The following is a 25,509-nucleotide window of genomic DNA, read 5'->3' on the forward strand; positions in this document are numbered from 1 at the left end:
ACCTCACACCTGATACCTGTTTCACTTCTCAATCACTTTTGGTATTTTAAAATAATCTGCATCATGGTCTGGTGCATTTTGTAAGGCTTCTTCGTGCGTAATTACTTCTTTTACCACATCATTTCTGGTAATGTTTACGCCGGCACTCATGTAAACTAAAGGTTCAACGCCGGTTGTGTCCAGCTCATTCAGCTTCTCCATAAAAGAAAGGATCTTGCTAAGGTCTTTGATAACGTTTTCTTTCTCTTCCGGTGCAATTTCCAACCGTGCCAGTTTCGCAATTTTATCTACTGTATTCGTGTCTATCTTCATATTCCTTCAGTTTTTGGTTGATAATGCGGAAAACCTTATCGCGTAAAGCATCTGCATCTGTAAGTTTCAAACCTACAGTTTCTATTGGTTTGTGAATGTAAATATTGCAAATTCCTGTCCGGCTGCCATACTTTAAACCATCGTCCCACAATATTTTCCAGGTGTTAAAAGAAGTAACCGGAATAATGGCCGTTTGTTGTTCAATAGCCAGCCGAAATGGCCCGTTCTTAAATTCCTGTAATTGCGGCGGATAAATATCTGCAATTTTACCTTCAGGAAAGATAATCATCGTAATTCCGTTTTTCAGATATTTAGAAACCCTTTTAAAAGCCCGGAAAGCCGCCATATTACTATCGCGTTTAACCGGGATATCAATCGTTTTAAAAAATAATCTGGTAGTTGGGTTTTGCAGCAACTCCTCCTTCCCCATAAAACTAAAATTATTTTTGGTGAGGATAGTTACCCAGGAAACATCCAGGTTAGAAGTATGGTTCGGGCAAATGATATAGGTTTTTTTCCAGTCAACCGGCACCTCATACTCAAAGCTGTAAAAAATACCGCTAATTCCCGAACTCAATTTTGCCCAAAGCCTGCGTAACTTGTTTAAGGTTGGATAGCGGCTTTCCTTACGGGAGAAATAATAAAAAAAAGGATAAAAAAAGAGGTATAAAAGAAGCACGCAAAACATATAAAAATAAGTGTGCAGCTTCCTGATCGATAATTTCATCAGCATCAAAAATATAAAAATTCCTTACTTTCGCCACCTATGGAAACTGTTCTTAGCGGCATACGCTCTACCGGAAAATTGCACCTGGGCAATTATTACGGAGCCGTACAAAATTTCGTGAAGATGCAGCACGAATACAACTGTTTTTTCTTTATTGCCGATCTGCATTCGTTAACTACGCATCCAACACCTGCCAATTTACATAGCAATGTAAAACAGGTTTTGGTAGAATACCTGGCAGCAGGGATTGACCCGGAAAAAGCAACAATTTATGTACAATCTGAAGTGCCGGAAGTTGCAGAACTGTATCTGTACCTCAACATGAATGCGTATTTGGGCGAACTGGAGCGCGGTGCTTCTTTTAAGGATAAAATTCGTGCGCAGCCCGAAAATGTAAATGCTGGTTTATTAACTTACCCGGTTTTAATGGCTGCGGATATTTTAATTCATCGGGCAACTAAAGTTCCGGTTGGGAAAGACCAGGAGCAGCACCTGGAAATGGCGCGCACTTTTGGCAACCGTTTTAACCGTTTGTACCAGCACGAATATTTTCCGGAACCTTACGCGTTCAACTTTAGCGAAAATTTAGTTAAAATTCCGGGGTTGGATGGAAAAGGGAAAATGGGAAAATCTGAAGGCGAAGGAAATGCCGTGTTTTTATCAGATCCGCCGGAAGCAATCCGTAAAAAAGTAATGCGTGCGGTTACAGATAGTGGCCCGACTGAAGAAAATCAACCTAAACCAACCGAAATACAAAACCTGTTTGATTTGATGCAAGTAGTTTCTTCTGCGGATACTGTAGCACATTTTAATAATTTGTACAACAAATGCCAGATCCGGTACGGCGATTTTAAAAAGCAGTTGGCAGAAGATATGATCGTTGCAACTGCGCCAATTCGCGAACGGATTGAAGATATTGCTAAAGATGAGGCTTACTTGCGGCAAGTAAGCCGTTATGGTGCCGTAAAAGCACGCGAAAGCGCGCAAAAAACCATTAAAGAAGTAAGGGAAATTATTGGTTTTAAGAAATTTTGATTTAGAAAGGTTCATGGAAGATAGTTCATCGTTCATAGCTCTCAACCAAAACCCAATCGCAATTGCTTTACCATGAACTATTAACTAAAAACTATCAACCCAAATGCACATTGCCGTTGTTGGAAATATTGGAGCCGGAAAAACCACATTAACCGAATTATTAGCAAAGAATTATGGCTGGCTGCCGCAGTACGAATCTGTAGAAAACAATCCGTATTTGGAAGATTTTTACAGCGACATGAAACGCTGGAGTTTTAACTTGCAGATTTTCTTTTTAAACAGCCGCTTTCAGCAAATTATGGAAATCCAGAAAAGTAACGTCAATATTATCCAGGACCGGACAATTTATGAAGATGCTTTCATTTTTGCGGCCAACCTGCGTGATATGGATTTAATGACGGAAAGGGATTACGAAAACTACCGCAAGATTTTTGATAACATTACCTCTTTTATCAAACCTCCTGATTTGTTGATTTACCTGAAAGCTTCGGTTCCAACTTTGGTAAACAATATTCAGCGCCGTGGCCGGGAATACGAAATTGGCATCCGCCTGGATTATCTTTCTAAGTTGAACGAAAAATATACCAAATGGATCCAAGGCTATAAAAGCGGCAAGTTGTTAATACTGGATAAAGACAAATTAGATTTTGCCAACAATACGGAAGACTTAGGTTCTGTAATTGAAAAAATTGAAGTTGAAATAAATGGGCTGTTTTAGTTGTTAATCAGCATTACTGGTTTCAACTAAATTTATACGATGCTTCTTTTACCGGCAATAATCCTTCAACAAGCTCGGGATGGCAAATACAGAACTTACAACTGAAAACTCCAGAACTGAACCAATGAAAATTCTCGGCATCATTCCGGCCCGCTACGCTTCTACCCGCTTTCCTGCTAAAGCAATAGTTGATATTGCCGGAAAAAGCATGGTTCAAAGAGTTTACGAACAAGCTAAAAAATGTACTATTTTAAATGAAGTGATTATTGCTACCGATGAGCAGCAGATTTTAGAACATGTACAGCAATTTGGCGGCAAAGCTGTAATGACTTCGCTGTATCATCAGAGCGGTACAGATCGTTGTGCCGAAGTTTCTGCTGCTTTTCCTGAGTTTGATGTGGTAATTAATATTCAGGGCGATGAACCTTTTATCAACCCGGAACAAATTACCAAAGTTGCTGCTTGTTTTATCGATAAAAAAACAGAGCTGGCTACTTTAGTAAAAAAAATTGAGCAGGACGAGGAACTTCATAATCCCAATACACCAAAAGTTGTTTTAAACAACCGTTCTGAAGCTATATATTTTTCGCGTTCGGTTATTCCGTACATCCGCGGACAGCAGTTGCAAAACTGGTTGCAGCATCATACCTTTTATAAGCATATCGGTATTTATGGTTACCGTGCTGATATTTTGCAGGAAATTACCAAACTGCCTGTTTCAACCTTAGAAAAAGCAGAAAGTTTAGAGCAACTGCGTTGGATAGAGAACGGCTATCGAATTAAAGTTGCCGAAACCGAACTGGAAACATTAGCAGTTGATACGCCGGCAGATCTGGAAAACGTACTGAAAAAGTATTCTGCAGACAGCCAATAAACTAAATACTGTTCATCGTTCCAATCGAATCGTTAATGCAGTTGTTTAAATCAGCAACGCTATCGTAAAAACCATGACTGCTGGCCGTATCATCGTGCACATCCACATCGTGTGTTTCAGGTATTGTTTTTTTATGATGGGAAGCGGCAAGGGCTTTAAATCTATCAGCATTAAAAGCAAGCAACCGGGTTAATATTGCTTCAAACTCCTGGTTATATTGTTTAAGCAGTGCGGCACTTTCGCTATCATATACTTTTAATGCAGCAACTTTGGTATGCAATACAGATAATTCTTTTAATAATTCGGTTTTCATAATAATTTAGGTTGGTGACCAAATATAAAATTTAATCTGGAAATATAACTACTGTTTAACAGATATGTTTACTCTTTTTGCCTACAAAATTGATAGTGACCAACAAAAAGGAAGTTATGTTTTCAATTTGTTTATAATTAAAACCTTTGAAATTCATTTCCTAATAATTAAAACGTATTGCTGTAATTATTGTTGAAGTAGTAAGTGTCAGAATTAATCATTCACTTCCTACTAAATTATCATTCACGTCCTACTAAATTAAAAACGTATGTTTTATCATGTAAAAGAACTTCAGTTTAATGCCAGGGTATCAAAACCTGATCCACGTTTCGCACGCTTGCTGTTAGAACAATTTGGCGGCAGCAATGGCGAATTAAAAGCTGCCATGCAATATTTCACACAGGCTTTTACCTGTAAACAACCTTACCCGGACAAGTATGATCTGTTGATGGATATTGCCACAGAAGAATTTAGTCACCTTGAAATTGTTGGTGCAACTATCCAAATGTTATTAGGCGGTGTAAACGGCGAGTTAAAAAATGCGGTAGAAGAATCAGAAATCATGAAATTGATGGATGGCAAAGCTGCAAAAGAAGATTTTATGCACGAAGCTATGTTTAACCCGCAATTTACAGTTTTAAGCGGCGGCGGCCCAACTTTAACGGATAGCAACGGCAATCCCTGGACAGCTGCTTACGTAACTGCCAACGGCGACCTGACTGTTGATTTACGTTCTAATATTGCATCAGAATCCCGTGCAAAAATTGTGTATGAGTATCTGATGAAATTTACTGACGATCCTTACGTTAAAGAAACGTTACGTTTTTTAATGACACGGGAAGTAACCCATTACCAGCAATTTGAAGCTGCATTAAATACCATCCAGCCTAATTTCCCTCCGGGTATTTTGCAAGGCGATCCAAGACATAGCAATACCTATTATAACATGTCTAACGGTGCAGATGCAACTGGCCCGTGGAATGAAGGTAAAAGCTCTCAATTAGGAGAAACCTGGCAATACATTGCTGATCCGTTAGCATTTGTACAGGAAACAAGCGGATTGCAAGGGTTAAAACCAAAAGGAACAGACCGTACAGAAAAATCAGTAGAGAAAATGAACAAAGCGTTAAGCGAAGAACGAAGCGATGAAGTTAAAAGTGCTGTTCCAACAGGTGAAAACCAATGGAGCACTTATCCTGATTCTAAGTAGTTTTGTTGATGTCTTTGCAATTAGAACAAAACATCAATTTTTTACCCGTAAAAGAAGCGGACCGGTTAGTTATAGAATACTATACCGATCCGCTTTGTTGCTGGAGCTGGGCATTCGAGCAGCATTGGCAAAGGTTGTTAAAAGAATTTTCTGCTGTTATTACTTATGCTTATTGTATGGGCGGATTGATTCCTGATTGGAAAAATTACCAGGACCCCATGAATGATATTAGCCGGCCGGCACAATTAGGGCCACTATGGATGGAAGCCGCACAAATTACAGATGCCGTAATTGATCCGCAGATATGGGTAGAAGATCCTCCAACTTCTTCCTATCCGGCTTGTATTGCTGTAAAAAGTGCAGAAATGCAATCTAAAGAAGCTGGCGAAAAATATTTGTTTAAGCTTCGTGAAGCCGTAATGGTACACAAACAAAATATTGCACAGCCGGAAGTATTAGCAGCAATAGCCCAAAAATTTTCTAAAGAAAACCCTGGCCTTTTAGACTACAATCAGTTTTTAGAAGATATCAGCAGTGAAAAAAGCCTGGAACTGTTCAGAAATGATCTGCAAAAAGTCCGTTATAACCGTATTGGCCGCTTTCCTACCTTAACCCTTCATAAACCTGGCCAATCCGGAATTATGATAACAGGTTACCGCCCTTACGAAGTCCTGCTTCAGGCAATTCAGGTAATTGCTCCCGAAATACTGGGCAATACTGCTGAACAGAAAGGATAAATTTACCTGTTCAAATGGCTTCAAATATTAAAAAAGGGTTATTTTCTCCAAATAATTTATCTTCATCAATAATTGCTACTGTCACAGGGATATAAGTTTCAGGCATTTAATTCAGCCTCCTGTTAAATAACGACGTTTCTTTTACAATCAGTTCAAATACTAATTCCTACAATTGCATATTTAAATCCTACTGGCTAAAACCATTGGGATACTACTTATGGATCAGGAATTTTACCAGCATTTATTGGATAAAAAGCAGCAGATGGAAACTGTTCCATCTAACGAAGAAATTGCTTTATGGGCTTTGAAAGTAATTGGTTTGCTTTATCCGGAAAGGGCAAAATTATCGTTTACAACAATTAGTGAGCTAAAAGAAGCATTTGCATTTTTAAAAAATGAGCTCTATACAATTATGGAAGCAACAGGTGCCTGCCACAATTGTGATAATAACCAGCTATCAGAAACCTTTTTTGCGCAACTACCAGAACTTTACCGGGTGCTGAATACAGACGTAAAGGCTATTTTTAATGGTGACCCGGCTGCAAAAAGTGAGTTTGAAGTAGTGCGGACTTATCCCGGTTTTTATGCCATTTCTTTTTATCGTATTGCACACGCTTTGCTCAAAACCAATGTCCCGCTTTTGCCCCGCATTTTAACAGAATATGCCCATTCTAAAACTGGCATTGATATTCATCCTGCAGCTAACATTGGTGAGCATTTGCACATTGACCATGGAACAGGTACCGTAATTGGAGAAACCTGTACCATTGGCAATCATGTAAAATTATACCAGGGCGTAACGTTGGGCGCCATGAGCGTAGACAAAACAATGGCTAATATTAAACGGCACCCAACGGTAGAAGACGGTGTGGTTATTTATTCGGGCGCAACTATTTTAGGCGGAGATACGGTTATTGGCGCAAACAGCATTATCGGCGGAAATGTTTGGTTGACAAAAAGCGTCCCTCCGGGTTCTGTGGTTTACCATAAACCCAATATCGAAGTAATTGAAGGAAAAATTAACAGTTAAAAGAAGCATTATGGCAGGAATTATTGATCTGATAGGAAATACACCTTTAGTAGAAATTACGAAGTTAAACCCAAACCCAAACGTTAAAATTTATGCAAAACTGGAAGGCAATAATCCGGGCGGCAGTGTAAAAGACAGGGCTGCTTTAAACATGATCAGAAGTGCATTAGATCGTGGAGAAATTAAAGCCGGTACCAAATTAATCGAAGCAACGAGCGGCAACACTGGAATTGCTTTAGCCATGATTGCAAGATTATTTGATCTGGAAATTGAACTGGTAATGCCATCCAATTCTACTAAAGAAAGGGTGTTAACGATGGAAGCCTTCGGGGCAAAAGTTACTTTACTGGAAGGGATTGAAGCTTGCCGTGATTATGCAGTAGAAAAAGCAGCAAAAGGAGATTACTTTTTGTTGAACCAGTTTGCCAACAAGGATAATTATTTAGCTCATTATAAAACTACCGGACCGGAAATCTGGCGCGATACCAATGGCAGCATCACTCATTTTGTTAGTGCTATGGGCACAACAGGTTCTATTATGGGCAATTCTATGTTTTTGAAGGAGAAAAACCCGAATATTCAAATTATTGGTTGCCAGCCAACAGAAGAATCTTCCATCCCGGGAATACGCCGCTGGCCTGCTGCTTATCTCCCACAAATTTTTGATCCGAAACGAGTTGACCGCATTATGGATGTTTCTCAGGCTGAAGCAACAGCAATGACACGAAAATTAGCTCGTACAGAAGGCGTTTTTGCAGGAATGAGCAGCGGGGGCGCGTTATCAGCAGCAGTTAAAGTTGCGCAGGAATTAGAAAGCGGTGTAATTGTATTTATTGCTTGCGACCGCGGCGACCGTTATTTAAGCAGCGATCTGTTTGGATGAAGTTAAGTTGCGGGTTGCCTGTTCTAAGTTTCCGGTTCTAAGTTTAGCTTAAAACTTTTATACTTCTTTTATCAACCTAAAATTGATACCTGTAAATAAGGGGTTAAAACCGGCAACCCACAACTTAAAACTGATAACAGACTAAGAAACCTTACTTTTCAAATCTGCGGCTTTATCAGCAGCTTCGCTTACTTTTTCGTCTTTCCAATCTTTGGCATCACCTAATTTAGAAGAGATCAGGCTGGCAAGATCATCTAATTTAGATGAAATTTTATCGCCAAGCGTTTCTTTTAACTCGCTTGCTTCATCCATCAGTCCGGAAAATTTGTCTTTTACTTTATCACCAAAATCAGAAGCTGCATCAGCAACTGCTTCCTGTGTATCGTCTCCGCTTTGCGGTGCTAATAAAATACCCGCTAAAACGCCTGCTGCAACGCCGATTAATATACCGGCAATTAATTTTGATTCGCTTTTCATTGTTATTATTTTAAGGGTTAAGTAAATTTTTGACCGGTTTCTGATCTTACATCTATTGAATTAACAATTTTAAAACCAAAAACCGAACAATGCAGCAACATAAAGCTTTTATTTATGTTTCGATAGAAATGCTGTTTTTAAGGCAGTAAAAGAAGCATTAAGAAGTTTAACTGTTATAAACGTTTATCATACAAGCGTATAATTTATTTAATCAAACGATTAACTTCTTCCATCTTTCTATATTTGCCTGCACATTTTATAAAAAACACAAAGCTTGTTTGTATTTCTATGTTAGATCATCAATTATTTAATTAAGAAAACTGCAAACAAAAAGGATAAAAATACTTTGAACAATCTTAATGAAGCCTGATTACAACAACGTACTGACAGAGGAAACAGCAAAGCCAAAATTACCATCGCGTTTTTCTGTTTTTTTTGAAGATATATACCTCGTTTATCGTTTTATCCTCCGTTTTTTTAAAGAAGCTTTTTTACCTCCTTACGAATTTAAAGAATTTGTAAGGCAATGCTATGAAGTTGGCTACAGGTCATTCCCGCTAATTACCTTAACTGGTTTTATTACCGGGCTTGTATTTACCAAACAATCGCGCCCTTCGCTGGCCGAATTTGGTGCAACCTCCTGGATACCTTCCTTAGTTTCTATCGCTATTTTTAGAGCATTGGCACCCTTAGTTACCGCACTAATTGCTGCCGGAAAAGTAGGTTCAAGCATTGGTGCAGAATTAGCTTCCATGAAAGTGACCGAACAAATTGATGCGATGGAAGTATCTGCAACGAAGCCTTTTAAGTTTTTGGTTTGTATGCGTGTGCTGGCAACAACTGTCAGCATCCCGATTTTGGTGATGTACACCGCACTGGTTTCGATGCTTGGTGCTTTTGTTAATGTTACTACCAATGAAGGCACCAGCTTTAAGGCTTTTTTTCAGGACGCTTTCGAGCCGCTTTCATTTCTTGATATCAATACTTCATTAGTTAAATCTATCGTATTTGGTTTTACCATCGGAATGGTAGGCTGCTATCAGGGCTTTAATTCTGATAAAGGAACAGAAGGAGTTGGTAAAGCAGCTAACTCTGCTGTAGTGTTAGGCATGTTTCTGGTTTTTGTGGAAGAGGTTGTAATTGTACAGATTTCCGGCTTTTTCCGGACATAATTTATAACTGATGGAAAAAGAAAAAGTATCCTTTATTGATCGAAGTAAATCAGTTATCGATATCAAAAACCTCGAAAAATCTTTTGGAGATTATGAGGTGCTCCGTGGGATTGATCTTGAAGTTTACCAGGGAGAAAACGTAGTTGTCTTGGGCCGGTCTGGAACTGGAAAGTCTGTTTTAATTAAAATAATTTCTGGTTTGTTAAAGCCTGATACCGGAACAGTAAATGTACTCGGACAAGATGTAAACAGTTTAAACCCGAAAGAATTAGAGAAACTACGCCTGCGGATTGGCTTTTCTTTTCAAAACAGTGCTTTATACGATAGTATGACGGTGCGCGGAAATTTAGAGTTTCCATTAGTACGCAACCAGCGAAATTTAACCAAAGCAGAAGTGAATGAACAGGTAGAATCAGTACTTGATGCTGTTGGTTTACTGCAAACCATCAATCAAATGCCTTCGGAACTTTCTGGTGGCCAGCGCAAACGTATCGGTATTGCCCGCACTTTAATTTTAAAGCCGGAAATTATGATGTACGATGAACCAACTGCAGGCCTTGATCCAATTACCTGTTTGGAAATAAATCACCTGATAAACGAAGTACAGCAGCGTTATCACACTTCTTCCATCATCATCACTCATGATTTAACCTGTGCAAAAATGACTGGTGATCGTGTTGCAATGCTTTTAGATGGAAAATTTATGCGGACAGGAACTTTTAAAGAAGTGTTTGATACAGATGATGAACGTGTAAAAACATTTTATACTTACAATTTTATTCAATAAACCATGCAGACAACAGAAACTAAACGAAACGTATTAGTCGGTCTATTTATATTTTTTGGCCTTTTAATTTTTATTGTAGGCATTTTTGTGTTGGGCGGACAACAGAAATCTTTTGTAAAAACACTTCGTGTAAATGCAATCTTTAATGATATCGGCGGGTTAAAACCAGGAAACAATGTTTGGTTTTCGGGTGTAAAAATCGGCACCGTTAAAACCATCAAATTTTTTGGAAGTTCACAGGTAGAAGTTTCTATGAGTATTGAAGAATCTGCACAAGGATATATACGTAAAGACGCCAGCGCAAAATTAAGTTCGGATGGATTAATCGGAAATAAAATCATTGTACTTTTTGGTGGAAACCCTAAAACAGCCGAAATTGAAGACGGTGACATTTTGCAGGTACAAAAAGACCTTTCGACAGATGACATTATGAAAACTTTTCAGGAAAACAATGAAAACCTAATTGGTATTACTTCCAACTTTAAAAAATTAAGTGGAGATATTGTAAAAGGAAAAGGGACGGCTGGCGCACTGCTGGCAGATTCTACCCTTGCAAACAGCTTTCGCGCTATTGTAATGAACCTGCAAAAAACCACACGCACTTCTGCTGCTTTAGCCGGACAGTTAGGCGTTTTTACTGCAAAGCTAAATACCAAAGGTGGTTTGGCAGATAAACTGATGACAGATACCAGTGTTTTTAATAAACTATCGGCCACAGCAGAACAGCTAAAAGAAACTGCTACAAAAGCAACAGTAATTACAGATAATTTAAGCAAGGCCAGCAACAAATTAAACAGTACCGATAACGCCATGGGATTATTGCTGAATGATCAAAAAACGGCAGATCAGGTTAAAACAACCATGGGTAATTTACAGGAAAGCTCTGTAAAACTAAATGAAGACCTCGAAGCTGTACAGCATAATTTTTTGCTTCGCGGATTTTTTAAGAAAAAAGAAAAAACAGAAGCAGCCACCGCGGCAACTCCAAAAACAAGCAACTGAGATACAGATACTGTTTTTATCAACTAAAAATCTTCAACAAAAATGCCAGTCAATTTTACCGGTATTTTTGTTTTGATATAATAACTGCAAAGGTTACAATGCTTCTTTTATCACCTAAATTCTTACATTTTATTTAGTGCTTCATCAACTTGCGCAGAATTCATTCCTGCTGTAAATCGAGGGCCATACAACAAGCGGACCAAGAAAGAATCGTAAGCGTCAAAATTTACAACATTGTTGCTTTGAGAATAAAAAATGCTGGTTGGGGTATTTTCCAGCGGATTAAAAAATCCAAAAAGCTTAATAATACTTCTGCGTAATGCATTACGAACATCACGTTGATCAGTAAAACTCGCAACAGTAATTAAATCTATTGCCTGATAAATTTCGCCTTTGTTATTAAACTTGTAATAAGTGCCGCCATATTTGCTGAACGATTGGGCAGTAACCGAAGGAACTTGCGTACCAAAATCATCCTTTCCGCCAAGAAAAACTGAAAAATTTACTTCATCATCATTTTTTGCACGCTCAATATCAAGATTAGTGAGCGTTTTAATTTGAGTAAATATGGAATCAATTTCGACAATAGAGTAAGCTCCTTTTGCACTATAAACTTTATAATGTATCGGCACCACCCATTTTTTAATAATTGGTATGCCAGCCTGATCTTTGGAAAGTGCTATTGTTTTAAAATTCTCTTTATCAACCAAACTCATTCGGTTTTGAGAGAAAGCAGAAAGCGTTACAAAAAAGGAAAGCATAAATAAAATTTTGGTTTTCATTTTTAAGTTTGATTATATGGAAATCGACTAATTGTGAGAGTATTTACTAAATAATGCTTCAAATTTAATTTATTTCAATTCACTTTATAAAAAGGAAATGTATCAGTATTTAGCTGTTGAATTATATGCATTAAATAGCTTCACTGCTTCAACCGCTTCTTTTACATCATGAACTCTTAACATATTTGCACCATTCATTAGCGCCATCGTATTCAAAACCGTCGTTCCGTTTAGCGCCGTTTCTGCCGTTCCGCCTAAAGTTTTATAGATCATTCCTTTACGGGAGATGCCGGCCAAAACGGGCAATTTCAGCAATTCAAATCCTTTTAATTGCTGCAACAATTCAAAACTTTGTGCAGGCGTTTTGGCAAAACCGAAACCCGGATCGAGGATTATATCGTGCACATGCAACTCCTTCAAACGGTAAACCTTCTCGGCAAAATAATCGAACACTTCAGTAAAAACATCTTCATAATGCGCCTTTTCTGCCATGTTTTGCGGCGTTCCTTTCATGTGCATCAAAATGTAAGGAACTTGTAAACGGGCAACAGTTTCAAACATTTCCGCATCTAATCCCCCGCCAGAAATATCGTTGATAATTCGTGCGCCAGCTTTAATCGCAGTTTCTGCAACTGTTGCCCTAAAAGTATCAACCGATAAAACTGCTTCCGGAAATTGCTTTACAACAGCTTCAATTACAGGCAACAAGCGGTCTGTTTCTTCCTGCGGAGAAATATCAGCAGCGCCGGGACGGGAAGAATATGCGCCGATATCCAGAAAAGCAGCACCTTCGTTTAACATTTTTTCTGCCATAAAAACAGCATCGCTGGTATTGGGCTTTCTGCTACCGGCAAAAAAAGAATCGGGCGTAACGTTAATAATACCCATCACCTTTGGTATATTTAGGTCGATGAGTTTGCCGCCCGTATTCAGCGTCGTCTTTTTCTGAAAAAATGTATCTTTAGCCATCTTAAAAACGGCATTTTTTAACAAGCCGTTCCGTTAAACAAATATCGAATTAAAATTGAACCTCCCTGTTTTGAACCGTACTGAAGCCGAATACAACGCCGTAATTAACGTTTGCAAAGAATTGTTTATCAAAAAAACGAAAGATTACGGCACGGCATGGCGCATCCTTCGCCCATCTTCTATTACCGATCAGATCTTTATCAAAGCACAACGCATCCGTACCCTAGAAGAAACCGGGATTAACAAAGTGGGCGACGGGATTATTGGCGAATACATTGGCATTGTAAATTATTGTGTGATTGCCATGATGCAATTAGAAAGCAGTTTGGAAACGCCGCTGGAAATGAATGTAGAAGAAGTAAGTTCTTTTTACGACCAGAAAATTAAGGAAACTTATGAACTGATGATGGACAAAAACCACGATTACGGCGAAGCTTGGCGCGACATGCGGATCAGCTCATTAACAGATTTAATTTTGATGAAACTGCTTCGCGTGAAACAAATTGAAGATAATTCCGGAAAAACTTTAGCTTCCGAAGGCGTAAAAGCAAACTATCAGGATATGCTCAATTATGCTGTTTTTGCCTTGATAAAATTGGATGTAAAATGAGAAAGAATTTAGTGTGGTTTTGCCGTATTGCTGTCGGCTTGCTGTTTATTTTTTCCGGGTTGATCAAAGCCAATGACCCGCTGGGGTTTTCCTATAAATTAGTTGAATATTTTGAAGTCTTTCATATCACATTTTTAAACGGACTGGCACTTGCTTTAGCCATCTTTTTATGCGCGCTGGAAATGCTTTTCGGCTTTGCTTTGCTGATTGGCGCTCGCGGAAAACAGGTTGCCTGGGGACTGCTTTTACTCATTATTTTTTTTACGTTCCTTACCTTTTATTCGGCTGCTTTTAAAGTGGTGCAAAGCTGTGGTTGTTTTGGCGATGCGATTCCGTTAACGCCTTGGCAATCGTTTAGCAAAGATCTGGTTTTACTGTTGCTGATCGTTTTTATCTTCCTGAACAGAAACCTTATCCAGCCTTTATTTAAGTTAAAAACAGAAAATGTCATGCTTCTTTTAGCAGCCATTTTTTCTTTTGGCATTGGTATTTACACGTATGATTTTTTACCGGTGATTGATTTTTTGCCTTATAAAGTTGGCGCAAACTTACCGGAAGAAATGAAGATCCCCGAAAACGCAGTTCCGGATGAATTTGAAATTACCTACAATCTCCACAACAAAAAAACAGGCGATAAAAGAAGCATCACCAATAAAGAATATTTAAAATCAGGAATCTGGAAAGATAATAATTGGGAAATTATAGGCGAGCCAACTAGCGTTTTAATCAAAAAAGGATTTTCGCCGAAGATTGCCGACTTAAATATTTCTGACGCGCAAGGAAACGATTACACAAAAGAATTGCTTGGAAACCCGTTTTATAACCTAATTGTAGTTGCCTATAATTTAGGTGAAACCAACAGCGGTGCCATCAACAAAATCAATGCTTTATCTTTAAACCTGACACAAAATTTTAATGTGCGTACCGTTTTGCTTACTTCCAATTCTGCGCAGGATGCAGAAGCTTTCAGCAAAGCGCATAAATTATTTATGGAGATTTTTTATGCGGATGGTGTTCCGCTAAAAACAATGGTACGTGCCAATCCTGGCGTTTTACTAATGAAAAACGGAACAGTTGTAGGCAAATGGCATTTCCATACTTTGCCAGGTTATGATGAGTTGGTGGATAAATATATCGGGAAACAGTAAATGATCAGCTATGTACTCCGCAAATTATTCTACGGCTTTGCCGTCATGCTGGGCGTGGTAATTGTGGTATTTTTTCTCTTCAACATTTTACCTGCTGATCCTGCCCGGATGACACAAGGCCAACGCGCAGATGTACAATCGCTGGAAGCTGTACGTAAAGAATTTGGTTTGGATAAACCCATTCCCGTTCAGTTTGCTTATTATCTCAATGATCTTTCTCCTATCGGCTTCCATGAAAATACAGCTTCAGAGCAGCAAAAATATGGTTATGTAAAATTGTTCAGTATCAGCAAAAACCATGTACTTGCGCTCAAATGGCCTTATCTGCGCCGCTCTTATCAAACCCGAAAAGATGTTGCTGCTACATTATTAGCTGTTATTCCAAACACGCTGATCCTTGCGGCAACCGCCATGATTTTTGCTTCTTTTATCGGTATATTTTTAGGGGTGATGGCTGCGGTCCATCAAAATACCTGGATTGATAAATTAGCCATCAGCTTTTCGATCATTGGCATTTCTGCGCCGTCTTTTTTCGCCGGAATTATCATTGCCTGGGTTTTTGGTTTTGTGCTGAGCAAATATACCGGATTAAATATGTCGGGCAGTTTAACCGGTTACGATCCGTTTAAAGGCGAAGTGATCATCTGGAAAAACCTGATCTTGCCGATGGTAACTTTGGGTTTACGCCCGCTTGCACTAATTGTACAGCTTACCCGAAATGCCATGCTGGATGTTTTGCGCCAGGATTATATTCGGACAGCAAAAGCAAAAGGATTAGATAAAAACAGCATCATCTATAAACATGCTTTAAAAAATGCTTTAAACCCGGTGGTTACCGCTATTGCAACCTGGTTTGCTTCGCTACTGGCCGGTTCTTTCTTTGTGGAGTATATTTTTGGTTTTAACGGATTGGGAAAAGCAACGGTAGATGCACTGGAAACTTCAGATTTTCCGGTAGTAATGGGCGCTATCCTGTTTATTGCTTTTATTTTTGTGGTGATCAGCTTGTTAGTTGATTTGCTTTATGTTTGGATTGATCCACGCGTTAAACTAAATTAATATGGATGCTCCAGGCAACATGTATTATTTCCAGATGCTGATGCTTTTGCTGCTGATGGGCGTTTGCACTTTTTGGCTCGGGCGTATGCTGCAATGGTTATTGCTCCGGAAAACACATCCACGCAGAAAAATATTTTTCATCCTAATCATTTCATTGGTGCTTTCTTACCTGCTGGCTTTACTGTTCTGGTTTATATGGCCACATCCGGCTAAACCGATGTGGAGCATCTTTTTTCTGCCTGCGGTAAGTGGCGAACTAATTATCCTCATCATTACAATTGTAATTTTTAAAAGAAGAAAACAACCATGAGCCTTACTTTCCTGATCGGTTTTATGGGTTCCGGCAAAACAACGCATGGCCGTAAACTGGCTAATTTTTTAGATGTTGATTTTATTGACCTGGATGAGGTTTTTGAACAACAAAACGGTACGATCAGTAATTATTTTACTGTTTTTGGAGAAGAAAAATTCAGACAAACAGAATCAGATTTATTGAAGAATACAGTTTATCCTGAAAACGCCATCGTTTCTACCGGAGGCGGTTTGCCTGTTTTTTTTGATAATCTAAATTGGATGAAGCAGCACGGAACTGTTATTTATTTACAGGTCCCGCCAGGCGTAATTGCAGCGCGTTTATCCAATGCCAAAAACGAACGCCCTTTATTGCAACATAAAACCGGTAATGAACTCTTGCAATTTATTACTGAAAGACTGGCTGAGCGTGAACCCATTTATCTAAAAGCACAAATTATTGCAGATGGCGTAGGTATTACTGCACGGAAATTAGCTGATCTTTTAGTGCATCATTCAACCTGAAATACTAATTTTTAGGTGCTAAAAACAGCATTACTTTGCAATTGATGTCGCTTTGTCATGCTGGGCGCAGCGGAAAGATCTTCTTCAAAATTTATTTTTCTTGTACGTTCTTTAGCTTGATCAAAAGAACCAAAAATCAAGAATGCCGGATCGCCTCCGGGCGGTATTCAACCCTGCGCGCCTTGGTGCATATCTTGCAGACGGCTCTGCCACTTTAAGAAAAACAAAATCTTCTTTTTCAACCACATCATCTATATCAATAAAAGAAGTATTTAAGAATATTGTTCAACAAGCAAAGTGACAGCGCTACATTTCGAAGCGATAGGTAGTCGCCCTGGTGCCGAAAGGCCCCGACAAAACGCCCGGAGGGATCGGGTTTGTCTTGATTTCGTTGGTTCTTTTCATCAAGGAAAAATAACGTTAAATACAATTAGCATAGCATACTTCTTTTATCAACATAAAATCAGTGCATTGTAACCCTTAACCTTTACGCTTTCACACCTTAACCTCTTCCGTCAAAACCCTTACCTTTACAGTACAGGACAGCTAACCGGACTAAAACTTTTAGCTTCGCCTGTTAAGCAAATAATAAGATGACTGTAGGACTTTTTATACCTTGCTACGTTAACCAGTTTTATCCCGGTGCAGCAATTGCAACCTTACAATTGCTGGAAAAACTGGGCGTAAACGTAGCTTTTCCGCCTAACCAAACCTGTTGCGGCCAGCCAATGGCAAACTCTGGCTTTGAGCATTTAACGCAGGGCTGTAATGATTTAATTATTAAAGATTTTGCCAAATACGATTATATTGTTTGCCCTTCCGGAAGCTGCGTTTTGCATATTAAAGAACATATCCATTCCGAAAAAGAGCCGGTAAAAGCAGCATCTGTCAGCCATAAAATTTACGAGCTGGTAGAGTTTTTAACGGATGTTTTAAAGGTTGAAAATTTAAACGCCCACTTTCCTTATAAAGTTGGCGTACATCAAAGCTGCCACGGACAACGCGGGTTAAAACTTTCGCAGATGACAGAACTGGTGGAACCTGATTTCTCCAAACCACTTCAACTGCTGAACATGGTGAAAGAGCTGGAAATTATTCCGCTTGACCGGAAAGATGAGTGCTGCGGTTTTGGCGGAACTTTTTGTGTGGCAGAAGAAGCAGTTTCGGTAAAAATGGGAAAAGACCGGATCGCAGATCATGTAAGTCATGGTGCCGAATATATTACCGGGGCAGATATGAGCTGCCTGATGCACATGGAAGGAATCCTTCGTCGGCAAGGCAGTAAAACGAAAGTAGTGCATATTGCAGAAATTTTAAATGCTGAAAAGGTATGAGCACTCAAACTAAAGATCACGCTGAATTAGCTGAAATTTTTAACAAAGATGAAGCTCGTGTAAACTGGCATGACGAAACCTTGTGGTGGGTACGGCAAAAACGTGATAAAGCCGCACATCAAATCCCGGAATGGGAATTGCTGCGCGAAACTGCATCCCAAATTAAAAATAATGTTCTAAGCAACTTAAATAATTATTTAGTTCAGTTTGAAGCGCAAGCCAAAGCCAATGGCGTTACCGTACATTGGGCTGCAAATGCGGAAGAACATAACCAGATTGTACATTCACTGCTTACCAAACACGGAATTGACCGCATGGTTAAAAGCAAATCAATGTTAACGGAAGAATGCCATTTGAATGAATATTTAAGTCAGCATGGCATTGAAGTTATAGATTCTGACCTGGGCGAACGAATTGTACAGTTGGCCGATGAACCACCCAGCCATATTGTTTTGCCTTGCATCCACAAAAAGAAAGAAGAAATCGGAGAGCTTTTCCACAAGCATTTAGGAACGCCAAAAGGAAATGCTGATCCGCAGTTTTTAACAGAAACAGCAAGGCAACATCTGCGTGAAACTTTCCTCACCCGAAAAGCAGCTCTAACCGGCGTTAATTTTGCAATTGCAGAAACGGGGGAATTTGTAGTTTGCACGAATGAAGGCAATGCGGATATGGGCGCACATCTTGCTGATATTCATATTGCCAGTATGGGCATCGAGAAAATTATCCCGCAAAGGAAGCATCTCAGCGTTTTTCTGCGTTTGCTTACGCGAAGTGCAACCGGCCAGCCCATTACCACTTATTCCAGTCATTTCAAAAAACCTCGTTCTGGACAGGAAATGCATCTAATCCTGGTAGATAACCAGCGTACGGTGCAATTGGGACGGAAAGATTTCCGTAATTCTTTAAAATGTATCCGTTGTGCTGCCTGTATGAATACTTGTCCGGTTTATCGCCGCAGTGGCGGCCACAGTTATCATACGGCAATTGCTGGCCCGATTGGTTCCATCCTCGCCCCAAACCTGGATATGCGCAAATTTGCCGATCTGCCTTTTGCTTCTACGCTTTGCGGTTCTTGCTCAAACGTTTGTCCGGTAAAGATCAATATCCACGAGCAATTGTATAAATGGCGGCAGGTTTTGGTGAAAGAAGGTTATGTAGGGACAACGAAAAAACTGGGCATGCAGGCCATGACTTTAACTTTATCTTCGCCCGGATTTTTTAAAACCGCAGGAAAAGTGGGCCGTTTTGTGATGAAATATGCTCCTTTTGCAGTAAGTAATCCTTTAAACCCATGGTATAAACAGCGCGAAATGCCTGCGCCGCCCAAAGAATCTTTTGGCGAATGGTATCAGAAGAACAGAAATCATGCAAAATAGCCGCGACAGGATTTTAGCTGCAGTAGCTGCAAATAAACCGGATTTACTGCCCTTGCCGGAAATTCCGGTATTTAGTCCTGAAACAGAGGATGCTTCTTTTATCCTACAAAAATTTCACGCTACAGCTACCACCATCGGTAGTAAGATTTTTATGGTGAAGGATTTCGAAGAAATTAAAGCGATGGTTTCTGAACAGTTTCGCGAAGGCCGCATCGTTACCACTATTCCTGAATTAGCTGATATTGCTGAAACTGATTTAAAAACTATTCCTGATCCACATACTTTAGAAAACATTGAATTACTAATTATGCGGGCACTTTTTGGCGTTGCAGAGAATAGTGCGGTTTGGGTAACAGAAGATTTGATGCAGCAACGTGCCGCCCCTTTTATTTGTCAGCATTTGGCAGTTGTTTTAAATGCTGCAGATATTGTACCAACCATGCACGAAGCGTATGAACGTATTGGTTCTGCTGATTATGGTTTTGCTACTTTTATTGCTGGCCCGTCTAAAACTGCTGATATTGAGCAATCTCTGGTGCTTGGCGCCCATGGGCCACGTAGCATGACTTTATTTGTGTTGGAATAGGTTTGAGTATCATGATTTAGGTATCAGCCTTCAAATAAACTGATACCTTAAACCTGGCACCCTTCTTCACTATTTTTCGTTTTTCTAAAACCCCCTCTGTTTCCTGGTGTTATCTTTTCTGAACATCATCATTAAAAAAAACAGTATTATGATTAGCGACGAAATTAAAAAAGTAACAGATACCGTAAAAGATACTGTATCACCTTATACCGATGAAATTAAAAAAGCAACGGACACATTAAAAGATACCTTGTTACCTGAAAACCCGAATGCCAATGTTGGCAAAACGGACCGGATTATTTCTATTGGTACAGGTGCTTATATTTTTTTCAAAGGTATTACCAATTTATTCTCCCATCCGATTTTAGCTTTAACTGAAGCCGGTATTGGCGCAGCCTTATTGCACCGTGGCATTACCGGAACTTGTTCTATCAAAAAAATAATTGATGATTTGGATGAAACAGATGCAACAAACTCTCCGATTGTTCATGCTTATCCATCTACAACAGTTCCCCAATTGTAAAAGTAATCATGGGCATAAAAAAAGTCATTTCCAATTGGAAATGACTTTTTTTATGCCCATGATTTTAGTTTTCAGGATTTATAAAGCACCTTCTGCAAAAGTATTTCCTTGCTTGATATCGCCGGTTTCGTAACCTTTTTTAAACCAGTACATGCGTTGGGCAGAAGTACCATGTGTAAAAGAATCCGGTGAAACATGGCCGGTAGCTTCCTGCTGCAAACGGTCATCTCCAATAGCATTGGCTGCTGTTAATGCCGATTCGATATCACCTGGCTCAATTACACTTTGGTTATCGCTGTTTTTCATTTGTGCTTCATAATGCGCCCAAACACCTGCATAAAAATCTGCCTGTAACTCCAGCTTCACAGACATTTTGTTGTAATCTGTTTCGCTCATTTGCTCCCGCATTTGATCCATTTTTGCAGAAATGCCCAGCAGGTTTTGTACATGATGCCCAACTTCGTGTGTAATTACATAAGCTTTTGCAAAATCGCCGCCGGCATGAAAGCGGTTTGACAATTCATCAAAAAAAGAAAAATCAAGATATACTTTACGATCAGCAGGACAATAAAACGGGCCAGTTGCAGAACTTGCCATACCGCAGCCAGAGGCATCTACTTCATTTTGAAAATGTACTAATTTGGGTTTTTCATAAGTTTTGCCCATATCACTAAAAATCTTTGTCCAAATCGTTTCGCTATCGTGCAAAATTACCCGCGAAAAATGAAGGTTAACGCTATCACTTGAACTAAGCGGTTGCTGTACGCTTTGCGTGGTTTGCTGCTGGCTTCCTACTCCTGCCTGATTTAGCAGTTGTGTAGGATTATAACCCGTAAACAGGTAAATAACAAAACCAACAATCCCAATGATGCCGCCCCCAATGCCCAAGCCGCTGCCGCCACCGCCAGATCCGCCATCTTCAACATTGTCACTTTCGTCTCGTCCTAACCAACGCATAATCTTAATTTTAAATGTTTTGAAATTCGATAACAACCTTAAACCTTACAGGTTTTATAGTACATGCTTCTTTTATCAATATAAAATTGAGGCGATAAAAGAAGCATCAATTAACTAATCGTGATTTCCCCGCATAAACTGCTTTCTACCAAACGGGCAATTTCTGCCGGATCATCGTACCGTCCTAAAAGGTACATCAGTTTGGTTACTGCAGATTCAAACGTCATGTCATAACCACTTAAAACGCCCATATCTTTTAATTGCTTGCTGGTTTCGTAACGGCCCAGTTCTACCGTTCCAACTTTACACTGCGAAATATCCAGGATAATTTTACCTTTTTTAATAGCTTTTTTTAAGGATTTGATAAACCAATCATCCGTTGTGGTATTGCCTGCGCCAAAAGTTTCCATTACAAAAGCTTTTGCATCGGCTTTTAAAATACTTTCTACTGTTTTCTGACTGATGCCGGGATACAGCTTCAACACGGCAATATCCGTGTACATGTTTTTATGGACTTGAAAAGGTTTTTCTACAGAATTTAAAATAAAAGCTTCGTTAAAGCTGAGATGAACGCCAGCTTCGGCCAAAACAGGATAATTAGGCGAACGGAAAGCTTCGAATTTGGATGAATTGTATTTGAAGGAACGGTTTCCGCGAAATAACTGCGAATCAAAATAAATACAAACTTCCGGAACTAAAGCTTTACCATCTTTTTGGGAAGCAGCAATTTCCAGCGAAGTAATCAGGTTTTCTTTGGCATCCGTTCTGATTTGACTAATGGGCAATTGCGAACCGGTTAGCACAACTGGTTTGCCCAAACCTTCCAGCATAAAACTTAATGCCGAAGCGGTAAAAGCCATGGTATCAGAACCATGCAGGATGACGAAGCCTTCATAATCGTTATAATTTTTTTCTATTAATGAAGCAATTTCTACCCAAATGGCAGGCTTCATGTTAGAAGAATCAATGATCGGATTAAAAGAATGAACCGTTAACCGGTAATTAAGGCGTGCAAGTTCGGGTACATTCAGCAGGATCTGGTTAAAATCAAACGGCCGCAACATGTGTGTTGCCGGGTCGTCAACCATTCCAATGGTTCCGCCTGTATAGATGATGAGGATATTCGTCATAAAATAAGCGTTGACTCGATATACATTTTAAATTTAAACTCTTTCACCCTAAATCCCGAAAACTTTTTCTGAATTCAGAGTGGTAATTTCGGCTATTTTTTTAACCGGTTGCTGATGCAAGTCGGCTACTTTTTGTGCAATATAAGTTAAATAAGCGCTTTCGTTTGGTTTCCCCCGAAAAGGGACCGGCGGCAAATAAGGAGAATCGGTTTCGAGCACTAAATGTTCTAAACCAATTTGCTGCACAACCTTATCTAAACCAGCATTTTTATAAGTAACTACGCCACCAATCCCAAGATAAAGCCCAAGTTCGATAATTTGATTGGCTTGTTCTAAATCGCCGGAAAAACAATGAAAAATCCCTCTTAAATTGCTGCTGCTTTCTTCCTTTAATATCGAATAAACCTCGTTAAAAGCAGCACGGCAATGAATAACGATGGGCAGGTTTGCTTCTTTTGCCCAATTAATTTGTGTGCTAAAAGCTTTTTGCTGTTCTTTCAGCAGGTTTTGCTCCCAGTATAAATCAATCCCAATCTCACCAACGGCATAAATCTTCTGGTTATTATCCCAGCTTTCTTTAACAGCTTGCAGTTCTGTTTCCCAGTTTTTAGTAACACTGCATGGATGCAAGCCCAACATCGGAAAACAATATTGAGGATAAGTTTTAACCAAATCAGCAATCATCGGGACAGAAGCTGCATCTACATTTGGCAAAAACAAACGCGTTATTTGGTTATCTAAACAACGCTGCATCATGGCATTTCTTGCTGCCTCATCTGCCTCATAATATAAATGGGTGTGCGTGTCTGTTAAAACCATTGTTGTAAAACTAAAAAAAAATGCCTCCTGTTGGTTACAGAAGGCACGTTTTGTTTATTTTTTCTTTGCAGAAACCGGCTTTTTTACCGGTTTTTTACCCGATGCTTTTTTTACCGGTGTTTTTTTGATAACCGAAGGATGTTTTCCGGCTTTGATGCTTAACAATTCTACATCAAAAACCAAAGGGCTGTAGGGCGCAATATCCGGCCCGGACTGGTTAGGGCCGTAAGCTAATTTTGAAGGAATAATTAATCGTGCTTTAGACCCTTGGTTCAGCAATAAAAAACCTTCGTCCCAACCCGGAATTACATCACCATTTTTAACTACAAACTGAAAAGGTTCATACGGACGGCCTGGTTGCAAAACGCCGGCTTTCTGCGCTTCTTCCTGTAAATTCGCATCAAAAACTTTTCCATCCAAAGTACGGCCAATGTAATTAACCAGCAAAGTATCGCCAGGTAAAGGTTTTGGTTTTGCCGATGGCGTAATAATTTGATAATACAAACCAGAAGGGACAGCTTTAACGGCAGGATGCAAACTGGCAACATATTTAGCAATGCGGGCAGGCTCCTGCGCTTTTAATTCATCAAGAGATGCTTTGATTTTTGCTTCTGCTGCTTTCTTCTCTGCAATGGCTTCATCCAGCGATTGTATCCTTTCAATCTTCAATGTATAAATAACGGAAGCATTTTTAGCTAAAAAAGGCGGCCTGTCCTGTTCGCGGTTTTTGAACAAAGAGTCGGAAGGAATAATAACCCGTACGCTGTCGTTTAAGGCAAGCTGAGGAAAAATATCCATCAAATCATCAATTGTTTGCGGAGGCTGAACTTGTGCAGTAAAAGGTTTCCCTCGCTGATAGCTGCTCATTAACAAAGAATCCCGCTCTGTTTTAATAGCAAGGTTAAACGTAATGACATCGTTTAGTTTGATGCGATCTCCAGGATGCGCATTGATAATTTGATAGCGTGCCCCTTTTGCTGTAGTTTTTACAACAGCATTTTGAGCCTGTGCCCATCCGTAAACGGCAAAAAGCAGTAAACCGGAAATGAGAAAACGTAATTTCATGTGATTTAAAAAAGCCTCCGCTGTTTAGGCGAAGGCTGTATTTTGATTTTTTTACTTTCTTGCTGCCGGGTTTGCTGGCGCCTGTTGTGGCATTTGCGGCATTTGTGGCAGCACTTTTTTAGGTGCATTAGGATCCGGGTGGATGATATTTTTTAGTTCCACATCAAAAACCAATGGCGAAAAAGGTGCGATTGGGCCATAACCCTGCTCGCCATAAGCTAAAGAAGAAGGGATGATAAACGTAGCTTTCTCGCCTTTGCTTAACAATTGCAAACCTTCGTCCCAGCCCGGTATCACTGCTTTTTTACCAACTTCAATTTTAATGGGCTGGTAAGGGCGCATTTTATCATAAAGCGGCGCGCCGGCTTTTTGTGCTACTTCTTTCACGCTGGTATCAAATACTTTTTCTTTGCTGTTCATCAATTTGCCGGTGTAATCTACTACCGCTGTATCGCCAACAGCAATTTTTTCACCAGTGCCAGGTTGTGTAATTACATAATTTAAGCCTGAAGGCGTAGTTATAACCTTCAAATTTTTGTCTGTAATATATTTTTTAATTTTAATTGGCTCAGCAGCTCTGGATTTATCAGCTTCAGCTTTAAAAAACTGTGATATTTTTTCCTGGAAAGCTTTGTCTGGCATATTGCCCTTCGCTAATACCTTTTCAATTTTAAGGGTATAAACGAAGTATTTACCTTTAAAACCTGGAGGTTTAGGCTGTCCGCTTCTTTTTACCAAAGTATCTGCATCAATTTTTAAAGTTGCACTATCGCCCTCGCTCAGCATCATTAAACCAGTGTATAAATCACCTTTGTACATGGGTTTAGCTACCAGTAACTGAGACGGACGGCCCATATCATAAGAATTGAAAAGCACAGAATCTTTATCTGTTTTGGCAATTACATTTACGCTTACAAAATCGCCGGTTTTAATAGTTGCACCAGGTGCGTCTGTATAAATTTTGTATTCAAGGCCATTATCGCCTTTTTTAAAGCCGTTACAGCCTGCAAAAGCAAGCGCTGCAACTGTTAAAAAAACTAAGTTTTTCTTCATTG

At 39.4% G+C, this 25,509-nt stretch carries 31 protein-coding genes; 20 read left to right on the top strand and 11 right to left on the bottom strand.

The window, feature by feature from the left end; translation table 11 throughout:
- Window positions 1-21: 21 nt before the first annotated feature.
- Entirely contained in the window at window positions 22-312 is a 291-nt protein-coding gene (gene gatC / locus GO621_RS07950) for an Asp-tRNA(Asn)/Glu-tRNA(Gln) amidotransferase subunit GatC (protein WP_157565817.1), read from the bottom strand.
- The gene (locus GO621_RS07955; protein ID WP_157565819.1) at window positions 284-1,039 is read right to left on the bottom strand and encodes a lysophospholipid acyltransferase family protein; all 756 of its coding nucleotides are present in this window, start codon (window positions 1,037-1,039) and stop codon (window positions 284-286) included. Before GO621_RS07955 ends, gatC begins: the two co-directional genes overlap by 29 nt.
- A gap of 39 nt (window positions 1,040-1,078) precedes the next feature.
- On the opposite strand from GO621_RS07955, the gene trpS reads away from it, so the two are divergent.
- The 3 genes from trpS (at window position 1,079) to kdsB (ending at window position 3,666) form a co-directional block, all read left to right on the top strand.
- The gene (trpS, locus tag GO621_RS07960) at window positions 1,079-2,074 is read left to right on the top strand and encodes a tryptophan--tRNA ligase (protein WP_157565821.1); all 996 of its coding nucleotides are present in this window, start codon (window positions 1,079-1,081) and stop codon (window positions 2,072-2,074) included.
- Window positions 2,075-2,177: 103 nt separating this feature from the next.
- Window positions 2,178-2,792: a deoxynucleoside kinase gene (locus GO621_RS07965; RefSeq protein WP_157565823.1), complete on the top strand. Its 615-nt coding sequence runs from the start codon at window positions 2,178-2,180 to the stop codon at window positions 2,790-2,792.
- A 124-nt stretch (window positions 2,793-2,916) separates the two neighbouring features.
- Entirely contained in the window at window positions 2,917-3,666 is a 750-nt protein-coding gene (gene kdsB, locus GO621_RS07970) for a 3-deoxy-manno-octulosonate cytidylyltransferase (RefSeq protein ID WP_157566092.1), read from the top strand.
- A 1-nt stretch (window position 3,667) separates the two neighbouring features.
- Here the strand turns inward: kdsB and GO621_RS07975 are convergent, their stop codons facing one another.
- On the bottom strand, window positions 3,668-3,979 hold the full coding sequence (locus GO621_RS07975; RefSeq protein ID WP_157565825.1) for a hypothetical protein: 312 nt from the start codon (window positions 3,977-3,979) through the stop codon (window positions 3,668-3,670).
- A gap of 268 nt (window positions 3,980-4,247) precedes the next feature.
- Here GO621_RS07975 and GO621_RS07980 point away from each other — a divergent pair, with 268 nt between their 5' ends.
- From GO621_RS07980 to cysM, 4 genes are all read left to right on the top strand, one after another.
- Window positions 4,248-5,189: a manganese catalase family protein gene (locus tag GO621_RS07980; RefSeq protein WP_157565827.1), complete on the top strand. Its 942-nt coding sequence runs from the start codon at window positions 4,248-4,250 to the stop codon at window positions 5,187-5,189.
- Between the two features lie 8 nt (window positions 5,190-5,197).
- Entirely contained in the window at window positions 5,198-5,926 is a 729-nt protein-coding gene (locus GO621_RS07985; RefSeq protein WP_157565829.1) for a DsbA family protein, read from the top strand.
- A 217-nt stretch (window positions 5,927-6,143) separates the two neighbouring features.
- Window positions 6,144-6,956: a serine O-acetyltransferase EpsC gene (gene epsC, locus GO621_RS07990; protein WP_157565831.1), complete on the top strand. Its 813-nt coding sequence runs from the start codon at window positions 6,144-6,146 to the stop codon at window positions 6,954-6,956.
- Window positions 6,957-6,966: 10 nt separating this feature from the next.
- Window positions 6,967-7,839, top strand: a complete 873-nt coding sequence (gene cysM, locus GO621_RS07995; protein WP_157565833.1) for a cysteine synthase CysM — start codon at window positions 6,967-6,969, stop codon at window positions 7,837-7,839.
- Window positions 7,840-7,980: 141 nt separating this feature from the next.
- Here cysM and GO621_RS08000 read toward each other — a convergent pair whose 3' ends face one another.
- The gene (locus GO621_RS08000; protein ID WP_157565835.1) at window positions 7,981-8,316 is read right to left on the bottom strand and encodes a YtxH domain-containing protein; all 336 of its coding nucleotides are present in this window, start codon (window positions 8,314-8,316) and stop codon (window positions 7,981-7,983) included.
- A 359-nt stretch (window positions 8,317-8,675) separates the two neighbouring features.
- Here GO621_RS08000 and GO621_RS08005 point away from each other — a divergent pair, with 359 nt between their 5' ends.
- From GO621_RS08005 to GO621_RS08015, 3 genes are read left to right on the top strand one after another with little or no spacing between them, the layout of a single operon-like run.
- Window positions 8,676-9,488: an MlaE family ABC transporter permease gene (locus tag GO621_RS08005; protein ID WP_157565837.1), complete on the top strand. Its 813-nt coding sequence runs from the start codon at window positions 8,676-8,678 to the stop codon at window positions 9,486-9,488.
- Window positions 9,489-9,498: 10 nt separating this feature from the next.
- Window positions 9,499-10,275, top strand: a complete 777-nt coding sequence (locus tag GO621_RS08010) for an ABC transporter ATP-binding protein (RefSeq protein WP_157565838.1) — start codon at window positions 9,499-9,501, stop codon at window positions 10,273-10,275.
- A 3-nt stretch (window positions 10,276-10,278) separates the two neighbouring features.
- The gene (locus GO621_RS08015) at window positions 10,279-11,277 is read left to right on the top strand and encodes an MlaD family protein (protein ID WP_157565840.1); all 999 of its coding nucleotides are present in this window, start codon (window positions 10,279-10,281) and stop codon (window positions 11,275-11,277) included.
- Between the two features lie 122 nt (window positions 11,278-11,399).
- Here the strand turns inward: GO621_RS08015 and GO621_RS08020 are convergent, their stop codons facing one another.
- The gene (locus GO621_RS08020) at window positions 11,400-12,059 is read right to left on the bottom strand and encodes a DUF2927 domain-containing protein (RefSeq protein WP_157565841.1); all 660 of its coding nucleotides are present in this window, start codon (window positions 12,057-12,059) and stop codon (window positions 11,400-11,402) included.
- Window positions 12,060-12,161: 102 nt separating this feature from the next.
- A complete protein-coding gene (folP, locus tag GO621_RS08025) occupies window positions 12,162-13,028 on the bottom strand; it encodes a dihydropteroate synthase (protein ID WP_157565843.1) in 867 nt (288 codons plus the stop codon).
- A gap of 70 nt (window positions 13,029-13,098) precedes the next feature.
- Between folP and GO621_RS08030 the strand changes: the two genes are divergently transcribed.
- From GO621_RS08030 to GO621_RS08075, 10 genes are all read left to right on the top strand, one after another.
- Window positions 13,099-13,638 (top strand): DUF1599 domain-containing protein, encoded by a 540-nt coding sequence (locus GO621_RS08030; protein WP_198170179.1) that lies wholly within the window; start codon window positions 13,099-13,101, stop codon window positions 13,636-13,638.
- A complete protein-coding gene (locus GO621_RS08035) occupies window positions 13,635-14,786 on the top strand; it encodes a BT_3928 family protein (protein WP_157565846.1) in 1,152 nt (383 codons plus the stop codon). Before GO621_RS08030 ends, GO621_RS08035 begins: the two co-directional genes overlap by 4 nt.
- Window positions 14,787-15,845, top strand: a complete 1,059-nt coding sequence (locus GO621_RS08040; RefSeq protein WP_157565848.1) for an ABC transporter permease — start codon at window positions 14,787-14,789, stop codon at window positions 15,843-15,845.
- Window position 15,846: 1 nt separating this feature from the next.
- Window positions 15,847-16,155: a hypothetical protein gene (locus GO621_RS08045; RefSeq protein ID WP_157565850.1), complete on the top strand. Its 309-nt coding sequence runs from the start codon at window positions 15,847-15,849 to the stop codon at window positions 16,153-16,155.
- Window positions 16,152-16,661 (top strand): shikimate kinase, encoded by a 510-nt coding sequence (locus GO621_RS08050; RefSeq protein WP_157565851.1) that lies wholly within the window; start codon window positions 16,152-16,154, stop codon window positions 16,659-16,661. Before GO621_RS08045 ends, GO621_RS08050 begins: the two co-directional genes overlap by 4 nt.
- A 142-nt stretch (window positions 16,662-16,803) precedes the next feature.
- Window positions 16,804-16,962, top strand: coding sequence for a hypothetical protein (locus GO621_RS08055; protein WP_157565853.1), 159 nt, complete (start codon window positions 16,804-16,806; stop codon window positions 16,960-16,962).
- Between the two features lie 292 nt (window positions 16,963-17,254).
- Complete coding sequence (locus GO621_RS08060) at window positions 17,255-17,995, top strand: (Fe-S)-binding protein (protein ID WP_157565854.1); 741 nt, start codon at window positions 17,255-17,257, stop codon at window positions 17,993-17,995.
- On the top strand, window positions 17,992-19,374 hold the full coding sequence (locus tag GO621_RS08065) for a lactate utilization protein B (RefSeq protein ID WP_157565856.1): 1,383 nt from the start codon (window positions 17,992-17,994) through the stop codon (window positions 19,372-19,374). Before GO621_RS08060 ends, GO621_RS08065 begins: the two co-directional genes overlap by 4 nt.
- Entirely contained in the window at window positions 19,364-19,960 is a 597-nt protein-coding gene (locus GO621_RS08070) for a LutC/YkgG family protein (RefSeq protein ID WP_157565858.1), read from the top strand. Before GO621_RS08065 ends, GO621_RS08070 begins: the two co-directional genes overlap by 11 nt.
- Window positions 19,961-20,108: 148 nt before the next feature.
- Complete coding sequence (locus GO621_RS08075) at window positions 20,109-20,483, top strand: YgaP family membrane protein (RefSeq protein WP_157565860.1); 375 nt, start codon at window positions 20,109-20,111, stop codon at window positions 20,481-20,483.
- A gap of 78 nt (window positions 20,484-20,561) precedes the next feature.
- Here the strand turns inward: GO621_RS08075 and ypfJ are convergent, their stop codons facing one another.
- The 5 genes from ypfJ to GO621_RS08100 form a co-directional block, all read right to left on the bottom strand.
- Window positions 20,562-21,440 (bottom strand): KPN_02809 family neutral zinc metallopeptidase, encoded by an 879-nt coding sequence (ypfJ, locus tag GO621_RS08080; protein ID WP_157565862.1) that lies wholly within the window; start codon window positions 21,438-21,440, stop codon window positions 20,562-20,564.
- A gap of 110 nt (window positions 21,441-21,550) precedes the next feature.
- Window positions 21,551-22,570: an asparaginase gene (locus GO621_RS08085; RefSeq protein WP_157565863.1), complete on the bottom strand. Its 1,020-nt coding sequence runs from the start codon at window positions 22,568-22,570 to the stop codon at window positions 21,551-21,553.
- A 48-nt stretch (window positions 22,571-22,618) separates the two neighbouring features.
- The gene (locus tag GO621_RS08090) at window positions 22,619-23,389 is read right to left on the bottom strand and encodes a TatD family hydrolase (protein ID WP_157565865.1); all 771 of its coding nucleotides are present in this window, start codon (window positions 23,387-23,389) and stop codon (window positions 22,619-22,621) included.
- Between the two features lie 54 nt (window positions 23,390-23,443).
- Window positions 23,444-24,454, bottom strand: a complete 1,011-nt coding sequence (locus GO621_RS08095; protein WP_157565867.1) for an FKBP-type peptidyl-prolyl cis-trans isomerase — start codon at window positions 24,452-24,454, stop codon at window positions 23,444-23,446.
- A gap of 51 nt (window positions 24,455-24,505) precedes the next feature.
- The gene (locus tag GO621_RS08100; protein WP_157565869.1) at window positions 24,506-25,507 is read right to left on the bottom strand and encodes an FKBP-type peptidyl-prolyl cis-trans isomerase; all 1,002 of its coding nucleotides are present in this window, start codon (window positions 25,505-25,507) and stop codon (window positions 24,506-24,508) included.
- Between the last annotated feature and the right edge of the window lie 2 nt (window positions 25,508-25,509).

The organism is Mucilaginibacter arboris, from assembly GCF_009754915.1.
Taxonomy (GTDB): domain Bacteria; phylum Bacteroidota; class Bacteroidia; order Sphingobacteriales; family Sphingobacteriaceae; genus Mucilaginibacter_A; species Mucilaginibacter_A arboris.

Bases quoted from the DNA above. Each gene is read 5' to 3' on its own strand.
- GO621_RS07985 (WP_157565829.1), top strand. From the start codon at position 5,198: ATGTCTTTGCAATTAGAACAAAACATCAATTTTTTACCCGTAAAAGAA.
- GO621_RS08040 (WP_157565848.1), top strand. From the start codon at position 14,787: ATGATCAGCTATGTACTCCGCAAATTATTCTACGGCTTTGCCGTCATG.
- GO621_RS08005 (WP_157565837.1), top strand. From the start codon at position 8,676: ATGAAGCCTGATTACAACAACGTACTGACAGAGGAAACAGCAAAGCCA.
- cysM (WP_157565833.1), top strand. From the start codon at position 6,967: ATGGCAGGAATTATTGATCTGATAGGAAATACACCTTTAGTAGAAATT.
- GO621_RS07955 (WP_157565819.1), bottom strand. From the start codon at position 1,039: ATGAAATTATCGATCAGGAAGCTGCACACTTATTTTTATATGTTTTGC.
- GO621_RS08065 (WP_157565856.1), top strand. From the start codon at position 17,992: ATGAGCACTCAAACTAAAGATCACGCTGAATTAGCTGAAATTTTTAAC.
- GO621_RS08000 (WP_157565835.1), bottom strand. From the start codon at position 8,316: ATGAAAAGCGAATCAAAATTAATTGCCGGTATATTAATCGGCGTTGCA.
- GO621_RS08060 (WP_157565854.1), top strand. From the start codon at position 17,255: ATGACTGTAGGACTTTTTATACCTTGCTACGTTAACCAGTTTTATCCC.
- GO621_RS08045 (WP_157565850.1), top strand. From the start codon at position 15,847: ATGGATGCTCCAGGCAACATGTATTATTTCCAGATGCTGATGCTTTTG.
- GO621_RS08075 (WP_157565860.1), top strand. From the start codon at position 20,109: ATGATTAGCGACGAAATTAAAAAAGTAACAGATACCGTAAAAGATACT.
- epsC (WP_157565831.1), top strand. From the start codon at position 6,144: ATGGATCAGGAATTTTACCAGCATTTATTGGATAAAAAGCAGCAGATG.
- GO621_RS08015 (WP_157565840.1), top strand. From the start codon at position 10,279: ATGCAGACAACAGAAACTAAACGAAACGTATTAGTCGGTCTATTTATA.
- GO621_RS07975 (WP_157565825.1), bottom strand. From the start codon at position 3,979: ATGAAAACCGAATTATTAAAAGAATTATCTGTATTGCATACCAAAGTT.
- GO621_RS08070 (WP_157565858.1), top strand. From the start codon at position 19,364: ATGCAAAATAGCCGCGACAGGATTTTAGCTGCAGTAGCTGCAAATAAA.
- GO621_RS08035 (WP_157565846.1), top strand. From the start codon at position 13,635: ATGAGAAAGAATTTAGTGTGGTTTTGCCGTATTGCTGTCGGCTTGCTG.
- GO621_RS07965 (WP_157565823.1), top strand. From the start codon at position 2,178: ATGCACATTGCCGTTGTTGGAAATATTGGAGCCGGAAAAACCACATTA.
- GO621_RS08020 (WP_157565841.1), bottom strand. From the start codon at position 12,059: ATGAAAACCAAAATTTTATTTATGCTTTCCTTTTTTGTAACGCTTTCT.
- ypfJ (WP_157565862.1), bottom strand. From the start codon at position 21,440: ATGCGTTGGTTAGGACGAGACGAAAGTGACAATGTTGAAGATGGCGGA.
- GO621_RS08010 (WP_157565838.1), top strand. From the start codon at position 9,499: ATGGAAAAAGAAAAAGTATCCTTTATTGATCGAAGTAAATCAGTTATC.
- trpS (WP_157565821.1), top strand. From the start codon at position 1,079: ATGGAAACTGTTCTTAGCGGCATACGCTCTACCGGAAAATTGCACCTG.
- GO621_RS08095 (WP_157565867.1), bottom strand. From the start codon at position 24,454: ATGAAATTACGTTTTCTCATTTCCGGTTTACTGCTTTTTGCCGTTTAC.
- folP (WP_157565843.1), bottom strand. From the start codon at position 13,028: ATGGCTAAAGATACATTTTTTCAGAAAAAGACGACGCTGAATACGGGC.
- GO621_RS08100 (WP_157565869.1), bottom strand. From the start codon at position 25,507: ATGAAGAAAAACTTAGTTTTTTTAACAGTTGCAGCGCTTGCTTTTGCA.
- GO621_RS08050 (WP_157565851.1), top strand. From the start codon at position 16,152: ATGAGCCTTACTTTCCTGATCGGTTTTATGGGTTCCGGCAAAACAACG.
- GO621_RS08085 (WP_157565863.1), bottom strand. From the start codon at position 22,570: ATGACGAATATCCTCATCATCTATACAGGCGGAACCATTGGAATGGTT.
- kdsB (WP_157566092.1), top strand. From the start codon at position 2,917: ATGAAAATTCTCGGCATCATTCCGGCCCGCTACGCTTCTACCCGCTTT.
- GO621_RS08055 (WP_157565853.1), top strand. From the start codon at position 16,804: ATGCCGGATCGCCTCCGGGCGGTATTCAACCCTGCGCGCCTTGGTGCA.
- GO621_RS08090 (WP_157565865.1), bottom strand. From the start codon at position 23,389: ATGGTTTTAACAGACACGCACACCCATTTATATTATGAGGCAGATGAG.
- gatC (WP_157565817.1), bottom strand. From the start codon at position 312: ATGAAGATAGACACGAATACAGTAGATAAAATTGCGAAACTGGCACGG.
- GO621_RS07980 (WP_157565827.1), top strand. From the start codon at position 4,248: ATGTTTTATCATGTAAAAGAACTTCAGTTTAATGCCAGGGTATCAAAA.